The sequence below is a fragment of the Cobetia sp. 29-18-1 genome, assembly GCF_029846405.1.
GTDB lineage: Bacteria > Pseudomonadota > Gammaproteobacteria > Pseudomonadales > Halomonadaceae > Cobetia > Cobetia amphilecti.
The window spans coordinates 147505-162373 of sequence record NZ_JARWKS010000001.1; the positions used below are offsets into that span (position 1 = coordinate 147505).

Annotated in this window: 14 protein-coding genes; 8 read left to right on the forward strand and 6 right to left on the reverse strand. The window is 64.4% G+C overall.

All coding sequences use genetic code 11. The features are described 5' to 3' along the window. Nucleotides 1-25: 25 nt before the first annotated feature. The gene (locus tag QD208_RS00655) at nt 26-865 is read right to left on the reverse strand and encodes an RIO1 family regulatory kinase/ATPase (protein ID WP_279835263.1); all 840 of its coding nucleotides are present in this window, start codon (nt 863-865) and stop codon (nt 26-28) included. Nucleotides 866-1086: 221 nt separating this feature from the next. On the opposite strand from QD208_RS00655, the gene QD208_RS00660 reads away from it, so the two are divergent. Beyond that, entirely contained in the window at nt 1087-1428 is a 342-nt protein-coding gene (locus tag QD208_RS00660; RefSeq protein ID WP_043334727.1) for a histidine triad nucleotide-binding protein, read from the forward strand. A 260-nt stretch (nt 1429-1688) separates the two neighbouring features. Beyond that, a complete protein-coding gene (coq7, locus tag QD208_RS00665) occupies nt 1689-2336 on the forward strand; it encodes a 2-polyprenyl-3-methyl-6-methoxy-1,4-benzoquinone monooxygenase (RefSeq protein WP_347881984.1) in 648 nt (215 codons plus the stop codon). Nucleotides 2337-2501: 165 nt separating this feature from the next. Here the strand turns inward: coq7 and QD208_RS00670 are convergent, their stop codons facing one another. Next, nucleotides 2502-2855 (reverse strand): hypothetical protein, encoded by a 354-nt coding sequence (locus tag QD208_RS00670; RefSeq protein WP_166019712.1) that lies wholly within the window; start codon nt 2853-2855, stop codon nt 2502-2504. Nucleotides 2856-3191: 336 nt separating this feature from the next. Continuing rightward, a complete protein-coding gene (locus QD208_RS00675; RefSeq protein ID WP_279835265.1) occupies nt 3192-4028 on the reverse strand; it encodes a hypothetical protein in 837 nt (278 codons plus the stop codon). A 258-nt stretch (nt 4029-4286) separates the two neighbouring features. Here QD208_RS00675 and QD208_RS00680 point away from each other — a divergent pair, with 258 nt between their 5' ends. The 6 genes from QD208_RS00680 to QD208_RS00705 all read left to right on the forward strand — a co-directional run bounded on the left by QD208_RS00680 (nt 4287) and on the right by QD208_RS00705 (nt 9066). Further along, on the forward strand, nt 4287-4784 hold the full coding sequence (locus tag QD208_RS00680; protein ID WP_199852269.1) for a hypothetical protein: 498 nt from the start codon (nt 4287-4289) through the stop codon (nt 4782-4784). A gap of 152 nt (nt 4785-4936) precedes the next feature. Then, nucleotides 4937-5635 (forward strand): response regulator transcription factor, encoded by a 699-nt coding sequence (locus QD208_RS00685; protein WP_043334723.1) that lies wholly within the window; start codon nt 4937-4939, stop codon nt 5633-5635. Further along, a complete protein-coding gene (locus tag QD208_RS00690; RefSeq protein WP_131431216.1) occupies nt 5632-6996 on the forward strand; it encodes a HAMP domain-containing sensor histidine kinase in 1365 nt (454 codons plus the stop codon). The genes QD208_RS00685 and QD208_RS00690 overlap by 4 nt, the downstream gene beginning before the upstream one ends. A gap of 341 nt (nt 6997-7337) precedes the next feature. After that, on the forward strand, nt 7338-8003 hold the full coding sequence (locus tag QD208_RS00695) for an ankyrin repeat domain-containing protein (RefSeq protein ID WP_107335604.1): 666 nt from the start codon (nt 7338-7340) through the stop codon (nt 8001-8003). 26 nt (nt 8004-8029) lie between these two features. Continuing rightward, on the forward strand, nt 8030-8527 hold the full coding sequence (locus QD208_RS00700) for a hypothetical protein (protein WP_279835268.1): 498 nt from the start codon (nt 8030-8032) through the stop codon (nt 8525-8527). Beyond that, nucleotides 8524-9066: a retropepsin-like aspartic protease gene (locus tag QD208_RS00705; RefSeq protein ID WP_213113718.1), complete on the forward strand. Its 543-nt coding sequence runs from the start codon at nt 8524-8526 to the stop codon at nt 9064-9066. The genes QD208_RS00700 and QD208_RS00705 overlap by 4 nt, the downstream gene beginning before the upstream one ends. A 185-nt stretch (nt 9067-9251) precedes the next feature. Here the strand turns inward: QD208_RS00705 and gnd are convergent, their stop codons facing one another. The 3 genes from gnd to QD208_RS00720 form a co-directional block, all read right to left on the reverse strand. Continuing rightward, the gene (gene gnd, locus QD208_RS00710; protein ID WP_043334711.1) at nt 9252-10235 is read right to left on the reverse strand and encodes a phosphogluconate dehydrogenase (NAD(+)-dependent, decarboxylating); all 984 of its coding nucleotides are present in this window, start codon (nt 10233-10235) and stop codon (nt 9252-9254) included. Nucleotides 10236-10403: 168 nt separating this feature from the next. Further along, entirely contained in the window at nt 10404-11657 is a 1254-nt protein-coding gene (locus QD208_RS00715) for a ribonucleotide-diphosphate reductase subunit beta (protein ID WP_043334709.1), read from the reverse strand. Nucleotides 11658-11934: 277 nt separating this feature from the next. Continuing rightward, entirely contained in the window at nt 11935-14835 is a 2901-nt protein-coding gene (locus QD208_RS00720; RefSeq protein WP_279835272.1) for a ribonucleoside-diphosphate reductase subunit alpha, read from the reverse strand. Between the last annotated feature and the right edge of the window lie 34 nt (nt 14836-14869).

Consider the following 14869-nt stretch of genomic DNA (forward strand, 5'->3'; position numbering starts at 1 on the left):
TGAAGGGGGCTGGGCTTGGGGTGGCTCAGTACTTGCGGCCCTTGAGGCGTGGCAGGATGCCTTTCTTCCAGACGCGCAGGGCGCGATTCAGGCGGCCGCTGCGGATCAGCAGGCGTGCCTCGCGGGTGCTCAGCGGCAGGCCGAGAGTGCGTTGCTTGAGCTTCAGCGAGTGACGCAGGTCGAAGCGGCGCATCATGCGCGCGAGGGTGGCCGTGCCCGGCAGGCGCGGCAGGCGCGGCAGGCGGACGGCAGAGGTGAAGTCGATCAGGACCGGCACGCCATCGCGCAGCACGACGTTGGAGCCACGGATGTCGTTGTGGGCCATCTGACGCTGATGGAGTTGCTGCACGACGAGAATCAGCTGCTGACTGAGGCGGGCATCCGTCACGTCATCCAGGGCGGCGTCACTCAGCAACGGCCCAGGGATGTACTCCATCGCCAGCGACAGCGGTGACAGGCGCGCCACGGCGCGGGGGGCGTGTGTCCAGTCGCCCAGACGCTCGAGCATCTTCAGCTCGTGGCGTACCAGCCAGCGTGCCACCAATGCCGCCGGCGTGCCGGCATAGCAGCGGTAATCCTTGCATACCACCGGCTGGCCATTGAGGTGCGTGATATAGACCTCGGCCTTGAGAAAGCCCTTGGCACGCTGCAGGAACTCGCCCGGGGCCTGCTCGCCGTCAACACGCGTGACCCTGGGCGCGGCACGCAGTGCCGCCCGCGCCTTCTCGGCGCGCGTAGGCTCAGCGCGATCAACGGCGGGGGCGCCGACAGTGGCCGGTCGTGTCTCGCCGTGAGAACCAAGGCCGGCCTCCAGTTCGTGGTTGGCCTTGCGCAGGGAAGAATCTTGGCGAGTGAACACGGGCATGACGGGCGGCTTCTCGTTAGCGGGATAACAATGATTATCCTACTGTTTCCCTCATTCGCCCACTGGCAGCGGTGAATCAGTCTGTTTCCCTAAAGGCGACATTGCTCTGTCCGCCAACTGGCCCGCGTTTTCCTGCGTCGGCCCTTGGCCTGTTGCCCGGCTGACGCTACGCTGGCAGGCCACGCTGCCGTGGGCAGCCCCACTTCAAGGGAGAAGGTGTCATGGACTGTCTGTTCTGCAAGATCATCAACCGCGAGATTCCCGCCGATATCGTCTATGAGGATGATGAGGTGCTGGCCTTCAATGACATCAATCCGCAGGCGCCGACCCATGTGTTGATCATCCCCAAGCAGCACATTGCCACGCTCAACGATATCGAGGAGCATCAGCTGGCCACGGTAGGGCGCCTGCAGTACACCGCCGCCAGACTGGCGAAGGACTACGGTTTTGCCGAGGGCGGTTATCGCGTGGTGATGAACTGCAATGAAGATGGCGGCCAGACGGTCTATCATATTCATATGCACCTGATGGGTGGTCGCCGCTTCACATGGCCGGCTGGCTGAGCCGGCATAGAGCAGGCGCCTGTACCGGCGGTTCGCGGGCAGGTAGCGGCTAGCGATAACAAGCGCGCGGCACACAGGCGCATACCGGCAATGTCGTGAAAACGGCATTGCCGGTTTTTCATTGGGAAAGCCACGGCGCAAGGTAGCCGGTCAGGCCTCGCTCGGCGACACTCTGCCCCTTACCGTTGCGGGCAGGCTTGCGTAAGATGGCCTCATTGCTCACGCCGTGCAGGAGTCTTCCCATGCCGCATTCCGATGCCATTTCGGCGCAACGTCATCATAGCCGCGCCGATCAGTTGATCCATCAGTTCGACACCGTACTGCGTACCCTGGTGCCACATGCCGCCCAGCCGTCGCGACCCTCTCCGGCGGGCGACATCCATGACGAAGCGATCAGCGACGAAGAGCGTCAGCACGCCGCTGGCCTGATGCGCATCAATCACACCGGCGAGGTGTGTGCCCAGGCGCTCTATCAGGGCCAGGGTTTCACGGCGCGTCTGCCCGAAACGCGCACGCAGATGGAGCTGGCCGCCCAGGAAGAGATCGATCATCTGGCCTGGTGCGATGCACGACTCGTCGAGCTGGATGCCAATACCAGCCTGCTCAATCCGCTGTTCTACATGACGAGCTTCGCGCTCGGGGCAGCGGCCGGTGCCATCAACGACAAGGTCAGCCTCGGGTTCGTGGCCGCGACCGAAGAGCTGGTCGGCGAGCACCTGTCGAAGCACCAGCAGACGCTGCCCGAGGGTGATCAGCGTTCACGTGCCTTGTTGCGCCAGATGGAAATCGACGAAGCCCATCATGAGCAGTGGGCGTTGGAAGCCGGTGGTCATCGCTTCCCGGGGCCGCTGAAGAGCGCGATGCGCCTGATGTCCAAGGTGATGACGGCCAGCGTCTATCGAGTGTGATGGTCAGGCGCCGGAGCCTGCCTTGGCAGCTTCAGGACGCTGCAACGCAAAAGGCCGCCCCATGGGGCGGCCTTTGCGTTTTTGGCGAACGTCGTGATGATCAATACGAGACGATCATTGCGAGTCGGCCAATGTGAGACGCTCAGCGGTCTCTGGCGTCAGGGCTTATTCCTTGACCTGGTACTCACCGTCCAGTGTCTCAGTGCTGCTGCCGTCTTCACGCGTGGCATCACGCGAGTAGTTCTGTCGACCGTTGGCCTTGTCCTGGGCCTCCTGCATGCGCTGCTGCATCTCGCTCATGCGCTTTTTCATGCGACGGCGGATGAAGGGCAGCATGATGATGCCGAGTACCATCATCACCAGCGCTGCGAACAGGCTGAAGATCATGACCACGCCACCGATCAGCCAGGCGGCGACCAGCTTGAGGCCGGACAGGCCATTGGAGGGGCGTTGGTTGCCTGCATTGGCCTGCCATTGGCGAGCCTGGTTCCACAGAGTGTTGTGCTGTTGGCCTTGCATGTGTCTTCTCCACGATAGAGCCGGGCCGTCAGGCCGGGCGAGGATGACCCGATAGGTGAAAGTGGGTGGTCGGGGATATCGGGTCAGGAAACAGGGGTATTGCCCTCCCGGCGCAACGGGCATTCGTGCTCTGGGCCGGGGGATGGGTAAGTGGGGCTCGATGCGACGCACTTTTGCATGAGGCGCTTGATGGCATCGGGCGGCCGGTTGACTCGTTCAGCATCGAAGTTGGCATCGTTGCCGTCAAGTGGCTTCGGCGTTGATCCAGCGCTGGATGTCGGGTTCAGTCCCTGAACCACTTCAAGGCACGGCGGCTGGTCAAGCGGGTCGATCAGTTCACGGCCGGTAATCCGGATTCATGGATACGCTGGCGGCGAGGTTGAAAGCGTTGCCCGGCAGCGGCATGTTCAATGTCATTCGTTGCGGCCTGCCTTGCGCATCGTGCCCGTGAATCTGGATGGCGTGCGCAGCGACTTCGACGCTCTGTACACTCTTGATGCCGTCGACAGCGGCAAAATTCAAGGTCTGGCGCATGCTGTCGCCATCGATGGCCTTGTCGCCGGGCGCGGAATCACTCTGGCGCAGCGCTTCGCTGATGAATTCTCCATCGGCGAGATTGATGGCCAGTTCCATCTGCCACCCATTATGTCCCCAGCCCGTGAACTGAACATGATCGTCGCGGATATCCATCGTGCTGAATTCCATCATGCCCTTGCGACTGGCGTGGATCATCATCTGCGTGAGCAGCTCTGGCGCGAGCCCCTGGGTAGACGCGGCGTCAGAGATATCTGTCGCAGGCTTTCCGGCTGTGCGGGTGGCGGCCGTGTCCAGCGTGCTATCCCCGGCATCATCGCCGAGCGTGGCGTGCGCCTTGCCGTCATCTGAGTGCTCGCTGGTCGAGGGCCCATTTGCAGAGAGTCCGGCGGTCGAGAGTTCTGCCGCCGACAGCTGATGGCGCACCGGCAGGTCCTCGATGCCGTTGGCATAGGCGGGAGCCGAGCCCAGCATCAGGCCGAGTGCGCTGACGCCCAGGCCGTGTCGCCAGTGCTGGACTGCGCGGCTGGCGAGCCAGAAGCGTGACGGGGCGGCGCCTGCGGCCGAGGATGGCGGCTGTCGGGATGCGGAGTCTGATTCACGAACGGGAGCAATACGGGACGCGGCTGATGGGGACATGACACCCTCCTCAAGGATGGCTGGGCATGGCGCTCACTGTGGGCCAGGCGACCTTGCGCGACGCTGAGACGTGAATTCATCTGAGGTTCATTGCCTCCTGTCAGTCTCTGCATCACAGGGTCAGTGGTTGCTCTCGCGTTGGTCCGCGTTGTTCCAACGCAGGTTTGATTGCACATTCCGTTGCTAAATTGAGCGCCACGCGCAAGCGCCCGCCTTGGGCGCACACCAGCCCCGCCGTCATCCACGAGGTTCCTCTTCATGCAGACTCCCCACAAGGCTCAGCCAGACGCCCGTGCAGCGCGTGGCAGTCAATGGCGGCAACGCTATGTCTGGCTGTGCCTCGGGCTCGGGAGCCTGCTGGTCGGTGCGCTGGCACTGCCGCCGCATGCGCTGTGTGACAGCGAGCGCTGGCGCAGCCTGCACGACGAAGTCGCCGCCGGACGCGTCATCTCGTTGTCCGAGCTGCTCGATAGCCTCGAGCGCGACTGGCTGGGTCAGGTGGTCGAGGTGGAACTCGAAGAGACGCATGGCGAGCTGATCTACGAGGTCGAGATGCTCGGGCCACAGGGCCAGATGGCCAGATTCACCGTGCGTGCCTCGGATGGCAGTCTGCGTGAGGTGCGCGGCGTCAATCTGGATGCCATGCGTCGCGCTGGCAGCGGTTCCTTGTCCGAGCCCCTGACCAGGCCCTTGCCCGAGACGGACGACACGCCCCTCGTGACTGACGGCGCCAATGCCGAGGTCGAGAGTCAGTAGGACGAGGCAGGCAGTGGCCAGGCCAGGCAGTGCCAGCGCAGGCCGTGACAAGGGCGCCGAGGGTGCCTGGCGGCCCTGAGGAACGGTATGCTAGTGCCATTGTCCATTGCGCCACCGGTAGAACGCCGCTTGCGTCAGGAGCCCGAGAATCGATGAAGATATTGCTGGTTGAAGATGACATGCCGTTGGCCGAAGCGCTGATGGCGCGCCTGGGGGAAGCCGATGTACTGGTCGAGCATGCCACCACCGGGGGAGACGCCGACTTTTTGATCCAGACCGAGAGCTACGATGCCGTAGTGCTGGATCTCGGCCTGCCGGACGGTGATGGCACGCGCTGGCTGGCCCAGTGGCGGGAAGCCGGTATCGAGGTGCCGGTGCTGGTGCTGACCGCGCGCGAGCGCTGGTCTGACAAGGCCGCCGGCTTCTCCGCCGGCGCCGATGATTACGTCACCAAGCCCTTCGAGACCGCCGAGGTCATCTTCCGTCTGCGCGCCCTGGTGCGTCGCTCTCGCGGCCATGCCCACCCCGTGCTCAAGCTGGGTGATCTGGCCTGCGACACCCACGGCGGTACCGTCAGCCTGGCGGGGCGCCCCGTGTCGCTGACCGCCCAGGAAACGCGCCTGCTGATGCACCTGATGCACGCCGTGCCCGGTGTGGTCAGCCGTTCTGAACTGGTCGAGCATGTCTATGACCGCGACCACGAACCCGATTCCAACGTCATCGACGTGCAGATCAGCCGTCTGCGCCGCAAGCTGGGTGCCGAGCGCATCGAGACGCTGCGCGGGCGTGGCTATCGTCTGCGTGATCCGGACGCCGAGACACAGACGCCGGCGGATGGCAGCGACGCATGAAGCCACTGTCCGTCGGCCGCCGCTTGCTGGGCGGCTCGCTGGTCATTGCCTTGATCGTCATGCCGCTGACCGGGCTCGGTCTGGCCTGGAGCTTCCGTGACGCCGTGACTACCGCCTTCGACCAGCGCCTGCTGTCGCTGTCGAAGGTGCTGATCGCCGCCATCCAGTTCGACCGCGAGAAGGGCCGCCCCGGCCTGACCCGCTCGCTGGGCGACCCGCGCTTCGATCAGGCCTATTCGGGCTGGTACTGGCAGATTTCCGATCGCAACGGCAATGTGCTGACGTCGCGCTCGCTGTGGGACCAACGCCTGCCGCCGCTGGAAGACATGGACAAGGGCGTCATCATCAGCCGTGACCTCAAGGGCCCGCGCCATCAGGTGCTGCGCTCCCTCGAGCGCGATATCCGCCTGCCCGGTCGCAACCAGCCACTGCACGTGATGGTGGCGGCCAGCCGTAGCGAGGTCGACGCCGAGGTCGCGCGCTTCGAGTGGCTGCTGGCGGGTGCACTGGTCGCGCTGGCATCGCTTTTGGTGTGCGGCTCTGCCGCGCAGATCAGCTGGGGGCTGGCGCCTCTGCGGCGCCTGCGGGCTCGCCTCAAGAAGGTCGCCGATGGCGAGGCGGAGCGGCTGGAAGAGACCCGTCTGCCGCCGGAGCTGACAGAGCTGACTCGCGCCATCAATGCCGTGCTCGAGCGAGATCAGCGCTTGATCGAGCGCGGGCGCGCGGCGGCCGGCAATCTGGCGCATGCGCTCAAGACGCCGGTCAGCGTGCTCAAGGCCCAGTCCGAGCGCTTCGACGGCGAGGACCGCGCGCGGATCGACGCCGAGCTCAAACGCATCGATGAAGCCGTGCGCCACCACCTGGCGCGTGCCAGTGCCGCCGGTGGCGCGCATCTCAGCGGGCGCATCAGCCTGCGTGAGGCGGCGGGGCCGGTCTTCGAGGGACTCGGGCGCTTGGCGAGCCGGCGTGGCATCACGCTCAGTCTGGCGCTGGAGGACGACGCCAGCGTGCGGGTCGACCCGCAGGATCTGCAGGAAATGGTCGGCAACCTGCTCGAGAACGCCTTGCAGTGGGCTCGCCAGCAGGTGCGCGTCAGCAGCGAGACCCGCGATGGCGGCGTGCTGTTGATCATCGAGGACGATGGCCCCGGCATGAATGAAGAAGAGGGCGCCGCCGCGCTGGGGCGTGGGGCGCGCCTTGATGAGGGGCGCTCCGGTTCCGGTCTGGGGCTGGCGATCGTCGATGATCTGATGGCGCTCTATGGGGGCGAGCTGGCACTGGAGCGCTCCAGTCTGGGCGGCCTGGCGGCACGCGTCTGGCTGCCGAGCTCCCCGCTGGTCGGTGCGCAGCCGACGGAATGACAGGGTGCCGCCTCGCTTATCGGCGCTCTTGTCTTGATAGCCAGGCACTATCGTAGCCATCCCGAGAGATGATTGGGCGCGGCCAGGGCGACACCGTATTCTGACGGTGTCCGGCTGGCAGCCGGACGGGCTTCGTTTCTGAGTCTCGTCTGCCGCGCCCTGCGGTGATGACGAACTGGCGCTCCTTCGGGAGCGCTTTTTTTTGGCTGTCATTCACCACGCCATGCCTGATCGGCGATGCTCAAGGCGCCGATTGAACGCTGGCGGGGCTAACGGTCACGCTCAGGATCGCATAGGCTGTCAGAGAGTAAGCATCCGTTGCCGGGCGTCAGGAGGTGGTGATGAAGGACATGACAATGTGTGCTCAGCATGGCGATCTGGAGGGCCTGGCACAGGCATTGGCCGCTCCTGATGCGCACGAGCGAGTCAATGACGTGGATTATCGTGGGCGCTCGCCATTGCTGGTCGCGGTGCAGGCCAATCAGCCGGAAGCGGTGGAGGCTCTGCTGGCCGCCGGCGCCGATTGCGAGCAGACCGATGCCCTGCACGACACGCCCCTGCTGGCCGCGGCCGCACTCGGCTATGGCCACTGTCTGAGCCGGCTGCTGGCGCATGGCGCCTCGGCGACGGTGCTCAATCGCTTCTCTTCCACTGCGCTGATGTCGGCCAGTGAGCGTGGCCATGCCGATATCTGCCGTCAGCTGCTCGAGGAGACCGATGTCGACGTCAATCACCAGAATACGCTCGGCTGGACGGCACTGATCGAGGCTGTGTTGCTGGGGGATGGCGGCGTTGACTATCAAAGGGTCGTCGAGCAGCTGCTGGCCCACGGTGCCGACGTCAATCTGGCGGACGCCGAAGGTGTCACGCCGCTGGCGCATGCGCGCTGGCGCCAGTTCGAGGCGCTGAGCGAGAGGCTGGAAGCGGCCGGCGGACATGAGCAGGGCGTGGCCCATGACGTGAGCGACGACGTCCAGGCCCGTACCTCGACACCGCGTCGTGCATGATGGCGCCGACCACAAGGAGGCATCGCATGGCGTTGACCTTGGGACTGATCATCATCGGCATCGCCTTGCTGCTGCTCGGCGGCTATCGCTGGCAGCAGGCGCAGTCCTTCGCCCGCAACAGCGCGCAGGTAATGGGCGAGGTCATCAACCACGACCGCACGCTGCACGTCGAAGGGCGTGGCCCGATCCATCTGCCCAAGGGCGGCAAACTCAGCGAGGATGAGGCCCTGGCGATGGCGGGCCTGCCGCCGGGCGGGCGCTTCAATATCGAGTCGATCCAGTATGCGCCCGTGGTGCGCTATCAGGATCAGCGTGATGGCTGGCACGAGATCATCTCGCCGCTGGCGGTGCCCTCGCCGACACCCGCCGTGGGGGAGAGCGTGGCGCTGGTCTATCGCCTCGACGCCCCGCATGAGGCCAGCCTGCCGGGGACGCGCGGCTGGCTGATCGGGGTGCCGTTGATTCTCGGCTTCGCACTGTGCGCCGTCGGCCTGCGTCTGCTGTTGCGGGGTGGTGGTGGATGAGTGATTCAGGGGGCGGCGCGACCCGCCGTTATGGTGTCGGCATGCTGGTGCTGTGCTGGGCGCTGATTCTCGCCATGCTGGTGTGGTGGTTCCAGGGTCAGCTTGATGAGCGCACCCGGCCCAATGCCTCGCTGGCTGGCCAGTCGCTGTCGTCCGGAGAGCCACTGACGCTGTCGCGCAATCGCTCCGGGCACTTCGTGGCCCCCGGCACGATCAATGATCAGCCGGTCACCTTCCTGCTCGATACCGGCGCCACCTATGTCTCGGTGTCCGAAGCGCTGGCCGAGCGCCTGCAGCTGCCACGCGGGCGGGATGCGCGCTTCACCACCGCCAATGGCGTCAGTCACGGCGCCCTGACCACACTGGATACCGTCAGTCTGGCGGGACTCAGCCAGCGCGAGGTGCGCGGGGCCATCGTGCCGGGCATGCACGATGAGGTGGTGCTGCTGGGAATGAGTTTCCTGGGGGAGTTCGATATCAACATGCGCGGTCAGCAGATGACGCTGACGCCGGTGGATGGCGCTGGCGGCGGCCGATAACGCCAGTGGCTGACACTAAGGGCTGACAGGGCTGACAGGGCTGACAGGGCTGACAGGGCTGACAGGGCTGGCAAGAAGCGCAGCTGACACTCCACCGCTCTGCCAGCAGGCCCCGCAAACGACAACGCCCCGCTCATGATCTCCATGAGCGGGGCGTTTCACGTCTGGCGTGTCAGAGCAGGTGCTCAGTCTTTCCTGGGCGGCTCGACATGGCCACCGAAGCCGAAGCGCATCGCCGACAGCAGGCGGTTGGCGTAGGTGTTTTCCTTGCGCGAGCTGAAGCGCGAGAACAGCGCATTGGCCAGCACCGGCACCGCGACACCCTGTTCGACGGCGGCATCGACGGTCCAGCGGCCTTCGCCACTGTCGGAGACGGCACCGCTGTAGTGGTCCAGACGCTCATCACCGGCCAGTGCCTGGGCGGTCAGGTCGAGCAGCCAGGAAGACACCACGCTGCCACGACGCCACACCTCGGCGATATCGGCCAGATTGAGGTCGAAGCGCTGATCTTCCGGCAGGGCGTCGGAGCCCTTGCTCTGCATCAGCTCGAAGCCCTCGGCATAAGCCTGCATCAGGCCGTACTCGATGCCGTTGTGGACCATCTTCACGTAGTGACCGGCACCGACCGGACCGGCGTGGATGTAGCCGCGCTCGGCGCGCTCGTCCGGGGCGTTGCGGCCCTTGGTGCGCTCGAGATCGCCATAGCCCGGGGCGAGGGTATCGAACAGCGGCTCGAGATGCTCGAACACGGCCTTCTCGGCGCCGATCATCATGCAGTAGCCGCGCTCCAGGCCCCACACGCCGCCGGAAGTGCCCACATCGACGTAGTTCAGGCCCTTCAGCTTGAGGGCCGTGGCACGGCGGATGTCGTCCTTGTAGAAGGTGTTGCCGCCATCGATGATGGTGTCGCCGGCTTCCATCAGCTCGGCAAGCGTGGCGATGGTCTGCTCGGTGATCTCGCCAGCCGGCAGCATGACCCAGACGGCGCGCGGCGCCTCGAGCTGCTGAACCAGTTCCACGAGGCTATCGACGTGCGTCGCACCGTCGGCGACCAGTGACTGGGCGATTGCCGCGTCACGATCATGGGCGACCACTTCGTGGCCATTGCGCATCAAGCGACGAGCGATATTGCCGCCCATGCGGCCGAGTCCGATGATACCGAGTTGCATGTTCGTTCCTTTCACGTGAAGCCGGGGAGAGTCGGGACGGCGCGAAGCCTACCCTGTGCGGGCGCTGGACGCAAAAACGGGCCATATCAATGACATGGCCCGTTGGGGTGCTCAGCAGAGGCAGGCGTCAGTCGCGTGCCTGTCTCTGGGAGGGGGAGTGATCAGTGATCAATCCCAGCTCAGGGCACCGCCGACCTGATATTCGGTGACGCGCGTCTCGAAGAAGTTCTTCTCCTTGCGCAGGTCGATGATCTCGGACATCCACGGGAACGGGTTCTTGGCGCCCGGGAACTGCTCCTTGAGGCCCAGCTGCGCGAGGCGACGGTTGCAGATGAAGTGGAGGTATTCCTCCATGATGGCCGCGTTCATGCCCAGTACGCCGCGCGGCATGGTGTCACGCGCGTATTCGATCTCGAGCTGGGTGCCTTCCAGAATCATCTGGGTGACTTCGTCCTGGAATTCGGCGGTCCACAGGTGCGGGTTCTCGACCTTGATCTGGTTGATCACGTCGATGCCGAAGTTCAGGTGCATGGACTCGTCACGCAGGATGTACTGGAACTGCTCGGCGACGCCGGTCATCTTGTTGCGACGACCCATGGACAGGATCTGGGAGAAGCCGCAGTAGAAGAAGATGCCTTCGGTGACGGCGTAGAAGCCGATCAGGTTGCGCAGGAATTCCTGGTCCGCTTCCGGTGTGCCGGTGTGGAAGTCGGCACGTGCCAGCGCCTGGGTGTGCTTGAGGCTCCAGGCGGACTTGCGCGCCACGGAGTCCACTTCACGGTACATGTTGAAGACTTCGCCTTCGTCCATGCCCAGTGACTCGATGCAGTACTGGTAGGCGTGGGTGTGGATCGCCTCTTCGAAGGCCTGACGCAGCAGGTACTGGCGGCACTCCGGGTTGGTGATGTTCTTGTAGACGGCCAGCACCAGGTTGTTGGCGACCAGCGAGTCGGCAGTGGAGAAGTAACCCAGCGAGCGCATCACGATCAGGCGCTCGTCTTCGGTCAGGCCGTCCTGGCTCTTCCACAACGCGATGTCCGCGTTCATATTCACTTCCTGCGGCATCCAGTGGTTCGCGGAGCCGTCGAGGTACTTCTGCCATGCCCAGTCGTACTTGAAGGGCACCAGCTGGTTGACGTCGGCGCGCGCATTGATCATGCGCTTCTCGTCGACCTGAATGCGCTGGGCACCCATTTCCAGTTCTTCCAGACCCTTGGCCACGTCGAGATCGTCCAGCGCCTGCTGGGCGCGGGCGATGCGCTCGGCATCGCTGATCGCGTAGCCTTCGCTGTTCTCGCTCGCGACGACAGCGTCAGCCGCCGGGGCAGCGGCGGGAGCTTCGGCCTGCGGCGCCGGTTTGGCCGTCGCCGGCTTCTCGGCAGCGGGGGCTTCGTCTTCGTGGAAATCGTCCCAGTTCAACATGTTGCGTTCCTCGTGTTCGGTGATGGTCACGCGGGCAGTCAGCGTGACGAAAAGGCAGGGGCGGTGCGTTCTACGACGCGAGCGCCATCGAGTGGCGTGGCTCCTGGAGGGAGTCAGGCCCGGGCTTGTTTCGAGGGAATGTCAGGAGGCAGTGATTGTTGGTGGCGGCACAAGACCGAGCGGGGCTCGGTCTTGTGGATTTGCCGCAGTCCGCCTGCAAGGTGTGTCCTGGCAGGCGGTGAGTCAGCGTCAGCGGACTCGGGTCTGGCGCAATCGCTTACTGACAGGCCTCACAGCCCAACTCATCGATGTTGCTGGCGGAGGGGGCACGCTGGCCGCTCTTGCCCTGCAGGAAGTCTTCGATGCCGCGCGGTTCCAGCTTGGCTTCCGGTGCCGGGGTCGGCGCGGGAGCCGGTGCCGGAGTCGGTGCATTGCCGACGGCGTTGTGCTTGCTGCGATCGACGGTGGATTTCTCCACGGCGGTCGCACCCAGAGCACGGAGGTAATAGGTGGTCTTGAGGCCACGGAACCATGCCATGCGGTAGGTCACGTCCAGCTTCTTGCCGGACACGCCCTGGATGTACAGGTTCAGGGACTGGGCCTGATCGATCCACTTCTGACGACGCGAGGCGGCTTCGACGATCCACTTCGGCTCGACTTCGAAGGCGTTGGCGTACAGCGCCTTGAGGTCTTCCGGGATGCGCTCGATCGGCTGCACGCTGCCGTCGTAGTACTTGAGGTCGTTGATCATGACCTCGTCCCACAGGCCGCGCGCCTTGAGGTCGTTGACCATGTAGGCGTTGACCACGGTGAACTCGCCAGACAGGTTCGATTTGACGAACAGGTTCTGGTAGGTCGGTTCGATGGACTGCGAGACGCCACAGATGTTGGAGATCGTCGCGGTCGGCGCGATCGCCATCACGTTGGAGTTGCGCATGCCCTGGGTGCGGACCTTCTCGCGGATGTAGTCCCAGTCCTGAGTCTGGCTTTCGTCCATCTCGATGTAGTCGGCGCCACGCTCGGTCTTGAGCTTCTCGATGGAATCGATCGGCAGGATGCCCTGGCTCCACAGCGAACCGTCGAAGCTTTCGTAACGACCACGCTCGGCGGCCAGATCACTGGAAGCTTCGATGGCGTGATAGCTGACGAGTTCCATGGATTCGTCGGCGAAGGTCACGGCTTCTTCGGAGGCATAGGCGATGGACTGCGCGTAGAGCGCGTCCTGGAAGCCCATGATACCGAGGCCGACCGGGCGGTGACGCATGTTGGAGCGACGCGCTTGCGGTACGGCGTAGTAGTTGATGTCGATGACGTTGTCGAGCATGCGCACGGCGGTACGCACCGACTTCTTGAGCTTGTCGCCATCCAGCTTGCCGTCGATGACGTGCTGCGCCAGGTTGATCGAGCCCAGATTGCAGACCGCGATCTCGTCCTCGGAGGTGTTGAGGGTGATCTCGGTACACAGGTTGGACGAGTGCACGACACCGGCGTGCTGCTGCGGGCTGCGCAGGTTGCACGGGTCCTTGAAGGTGATCCACGGGTGGCCGGTCTCGAACAGCATGGAGAGCATCTTGCGCCATAGATCACGCGCCTTGACGCGCTTGAACAGCTTCAGCTGGCCCTGACGGGTCATCTCCTCGTACTGCTCGTAACGCGCCTGGAAGGCCGCGCCGTAGAGGTCGTGAAGGTCCGGGCAGTCGGACGGCGAGAACAGGGTCCACTCGGTGTCATCGAAGACACGCTTCATGAACAGGTCCGGCACCCAGTTGGCGGTGTTCATGTCGTGGGTACGACGACGGTCATCACCGGTGTTCTTGCGCAGGTCGAGGAATTCCTCGACGTCCATGTGCCAGGTTTCCAGATAGGCACAGACGGCGCCCTTGCGCTTGCCACCCTGATTGACGGCAACGGCGGTGTCGTTGACGACCTTCAGGAAGGGCACGACGCCCTGGGACTTGCCGTTGGTGCCCTTGATGTAGGACCCCAGCGCACGCACCGGCGTCCAGTCATTGCCGAGACCACCTGCCCACTTGGAGAGCATGGCGTTGTCGCGGATGGCGCCGTAGATGCCATCGAGGGCGTCCGGCACGGTGGTCAGGTAGCAGCTGGACAGCTGGCTGCGACGGGTACCGGCGTTGAACAGCGTCGGCGTGGAAGCCATGTAGTCGAAGCTGGACAGCAGCTCGTAGAACTCGATGGCACGGCCTTCGCGGTCTTCCTCGTTCAGGGACAGGCCCATGGCGACACGCATGAACATGACCTGCGGCAGCTCATAGCGCACGTCGTTCTGGTGCAGGAAGTAGCGGTCGTACAGGGTCTGCAGGCCGAGATAGGTGAACTGGTTGTCACGCGTGTGATCGATGGCCGCGCCGAGACGCTCCAGATCGAAGGTGGCCAGTTGCTCGTCCAGCTGCTCGAAGGCGATACCGCTCTCGATGTAGGCCTTGAAGGCGACCGGGTAGTGGTCCTTCATCTCGCCGAAGGTGGCCTCGTCAGCGACCTTGAGGAAGCTCAGGGCTTCGCGGCGCAGGTTGTCCTGCAGCAGGCGGGCGGTGACGTAGGTGTAGTTCGGGTCCTTCTCGACCAGCGTACGCGCGGTCATCATCAGCGCGGTGGACACGCCATCGACCGGCACGCCGTCGTACAGATTCTTCAGGGAGTCATCGACGATCTTCTGGGCATCGACGTTGGAAAGCTCGGCGCAGGCATCGAAGACGAGGGTCTCGATACGGCCCAGATCCAGCGGACGCACGCTGCCGTCGAGGTGCGTGACGTTGATGGTCGGGTGCGGCTTGGCGATGCCGTCGCTCTGGGCGCTGCGGGCACGAGCGTGCTCATCGCGGTACAGCACATAGGCACGGGCGACCTTGTGCTCGCCGGAACGCATCAGCGCCAGCTCGACCTGATCCTGGATGTCTTCGATGTGCAGGGTGCCACCGTCAGGCATGCGACGCTGGAAGGCGTCGGTGATCTGGCTGGTCAGCTGCTGAACCAGGTCGCGGATGCGCGAGCTGGACTCGACCTGATCGCCTTCCACGGCGATGAACGCCTTGGAGAGAGCGACGGAGATCTTGCTGGCGTCGAAGGCCGCAACATCGCCATTGCGCTTGATGACGCGCAGGCGCTGGGGGGCAGTCACGTCGACTGTCGCCTGATCGGTGCTGAAAGTGGAATCCATGACGCCTTCCTGAATCGTCTGAAGGTGAATCGTT

What these genes read in the sequence shown, in the direction of transcription:
- QD208_RS00670 (WP_166019712.1), bottom strand. Translation starts at nt 2,855, where the DNA reads ATGCAAGGCCAACAGCACAACACTCTGTGGAACCAGGCTCGCCAATGG.
- QD208_RS00705 (WP_213113718.1), top strand. Translation starts at nt 8,524, where the DNA reads ATGAGTGATTCAGGGGGCGGCGCGACCCGCCGTTATGGTGTCGGCATG.
- QD208_RS00680 (WP_199852269.1), top strand. Translation starts at nt 4,287, where the DNA reads ATGCAGACTCCCCACAAGGCTCAGCCAGACGCCCGTGCAGCGCGTGGC.
- QD208_RS00700 (WP_279835268.1), top strand. Translation starts at nt 8,030, where the DNA reads ATGGCGTTGACCTTGGGACTGATCATCATCGGCATCGCCTTGCTGCTG.
- QD208_RS00655 (WP_279835263.1), bottom strand. Translation starts at nt 865, where the DNA reads ATGCCCGTGTTCACTCGCCAAGATTCTTCCCTGCGCAAGGCCAACCAC.
- QD208_RS00695 (WP_107335604.1), top strand. Translation starts at nt 7,338, where the DNA reads ATGAAGGACATGACAATGTGTGCTCAGCATGGCGATCTGGAGGGCCTG.
- QD208_RS00690 (WP_131431216.1), top strand. Translation starts at nt 5,632, where the DNA reads ATGAAGCCACTGTCCGTCGGCCGCCGCTTGCTGGGCGGCTCGCTGGTC.
- QD208_RS00715 (WP_043334709.1), bottom strand. Translation starts at nt 11,657, where the DNA reads ATGTTGAACTGGGACGATTTCCACGAAGACGAAGCCCCCGCTGCCGAG.
- gnd (WP_043334711.1), bottom strand. Translation starts at nt 10,235, where the DNA reads ATGCAACTCGGTATCATCGGACTCGGCCGCATGGGCGGCAATATCGCT.
- QD208_RS00675 (WP_279835265.1), bottom strand. Translation starts at nt 4,028, where the DNA reads ATGTCCCCATCAGCCGCGTCCCGTATTGCTCCCGTTCGTGAATCAGAC.
- QD208_RS00660 (WP_043334727.1), top strand. Translation starts at nt 1,087, where the DNA reads ATGGACTGTCTGTTCTGCAAGATCATCAACCGCGAGATTCCCGCCGAT.
- QD208_RS00685 (WP_043334723.1), top strand. Translation starts at nt 4,937, where the DNA reads ATGAAGATATTGCTGGTTGAAGATGACATGCCGTTGGCCGAAGCGCTG.
- QD208_RS00720 (WP_279835272.1), bottom strand. Translation starts at nt 14,835, where the DNA reads ATGGATTCCACTTTCAGCACCGATCAGGCGACAGTCGACGTGACTGCC.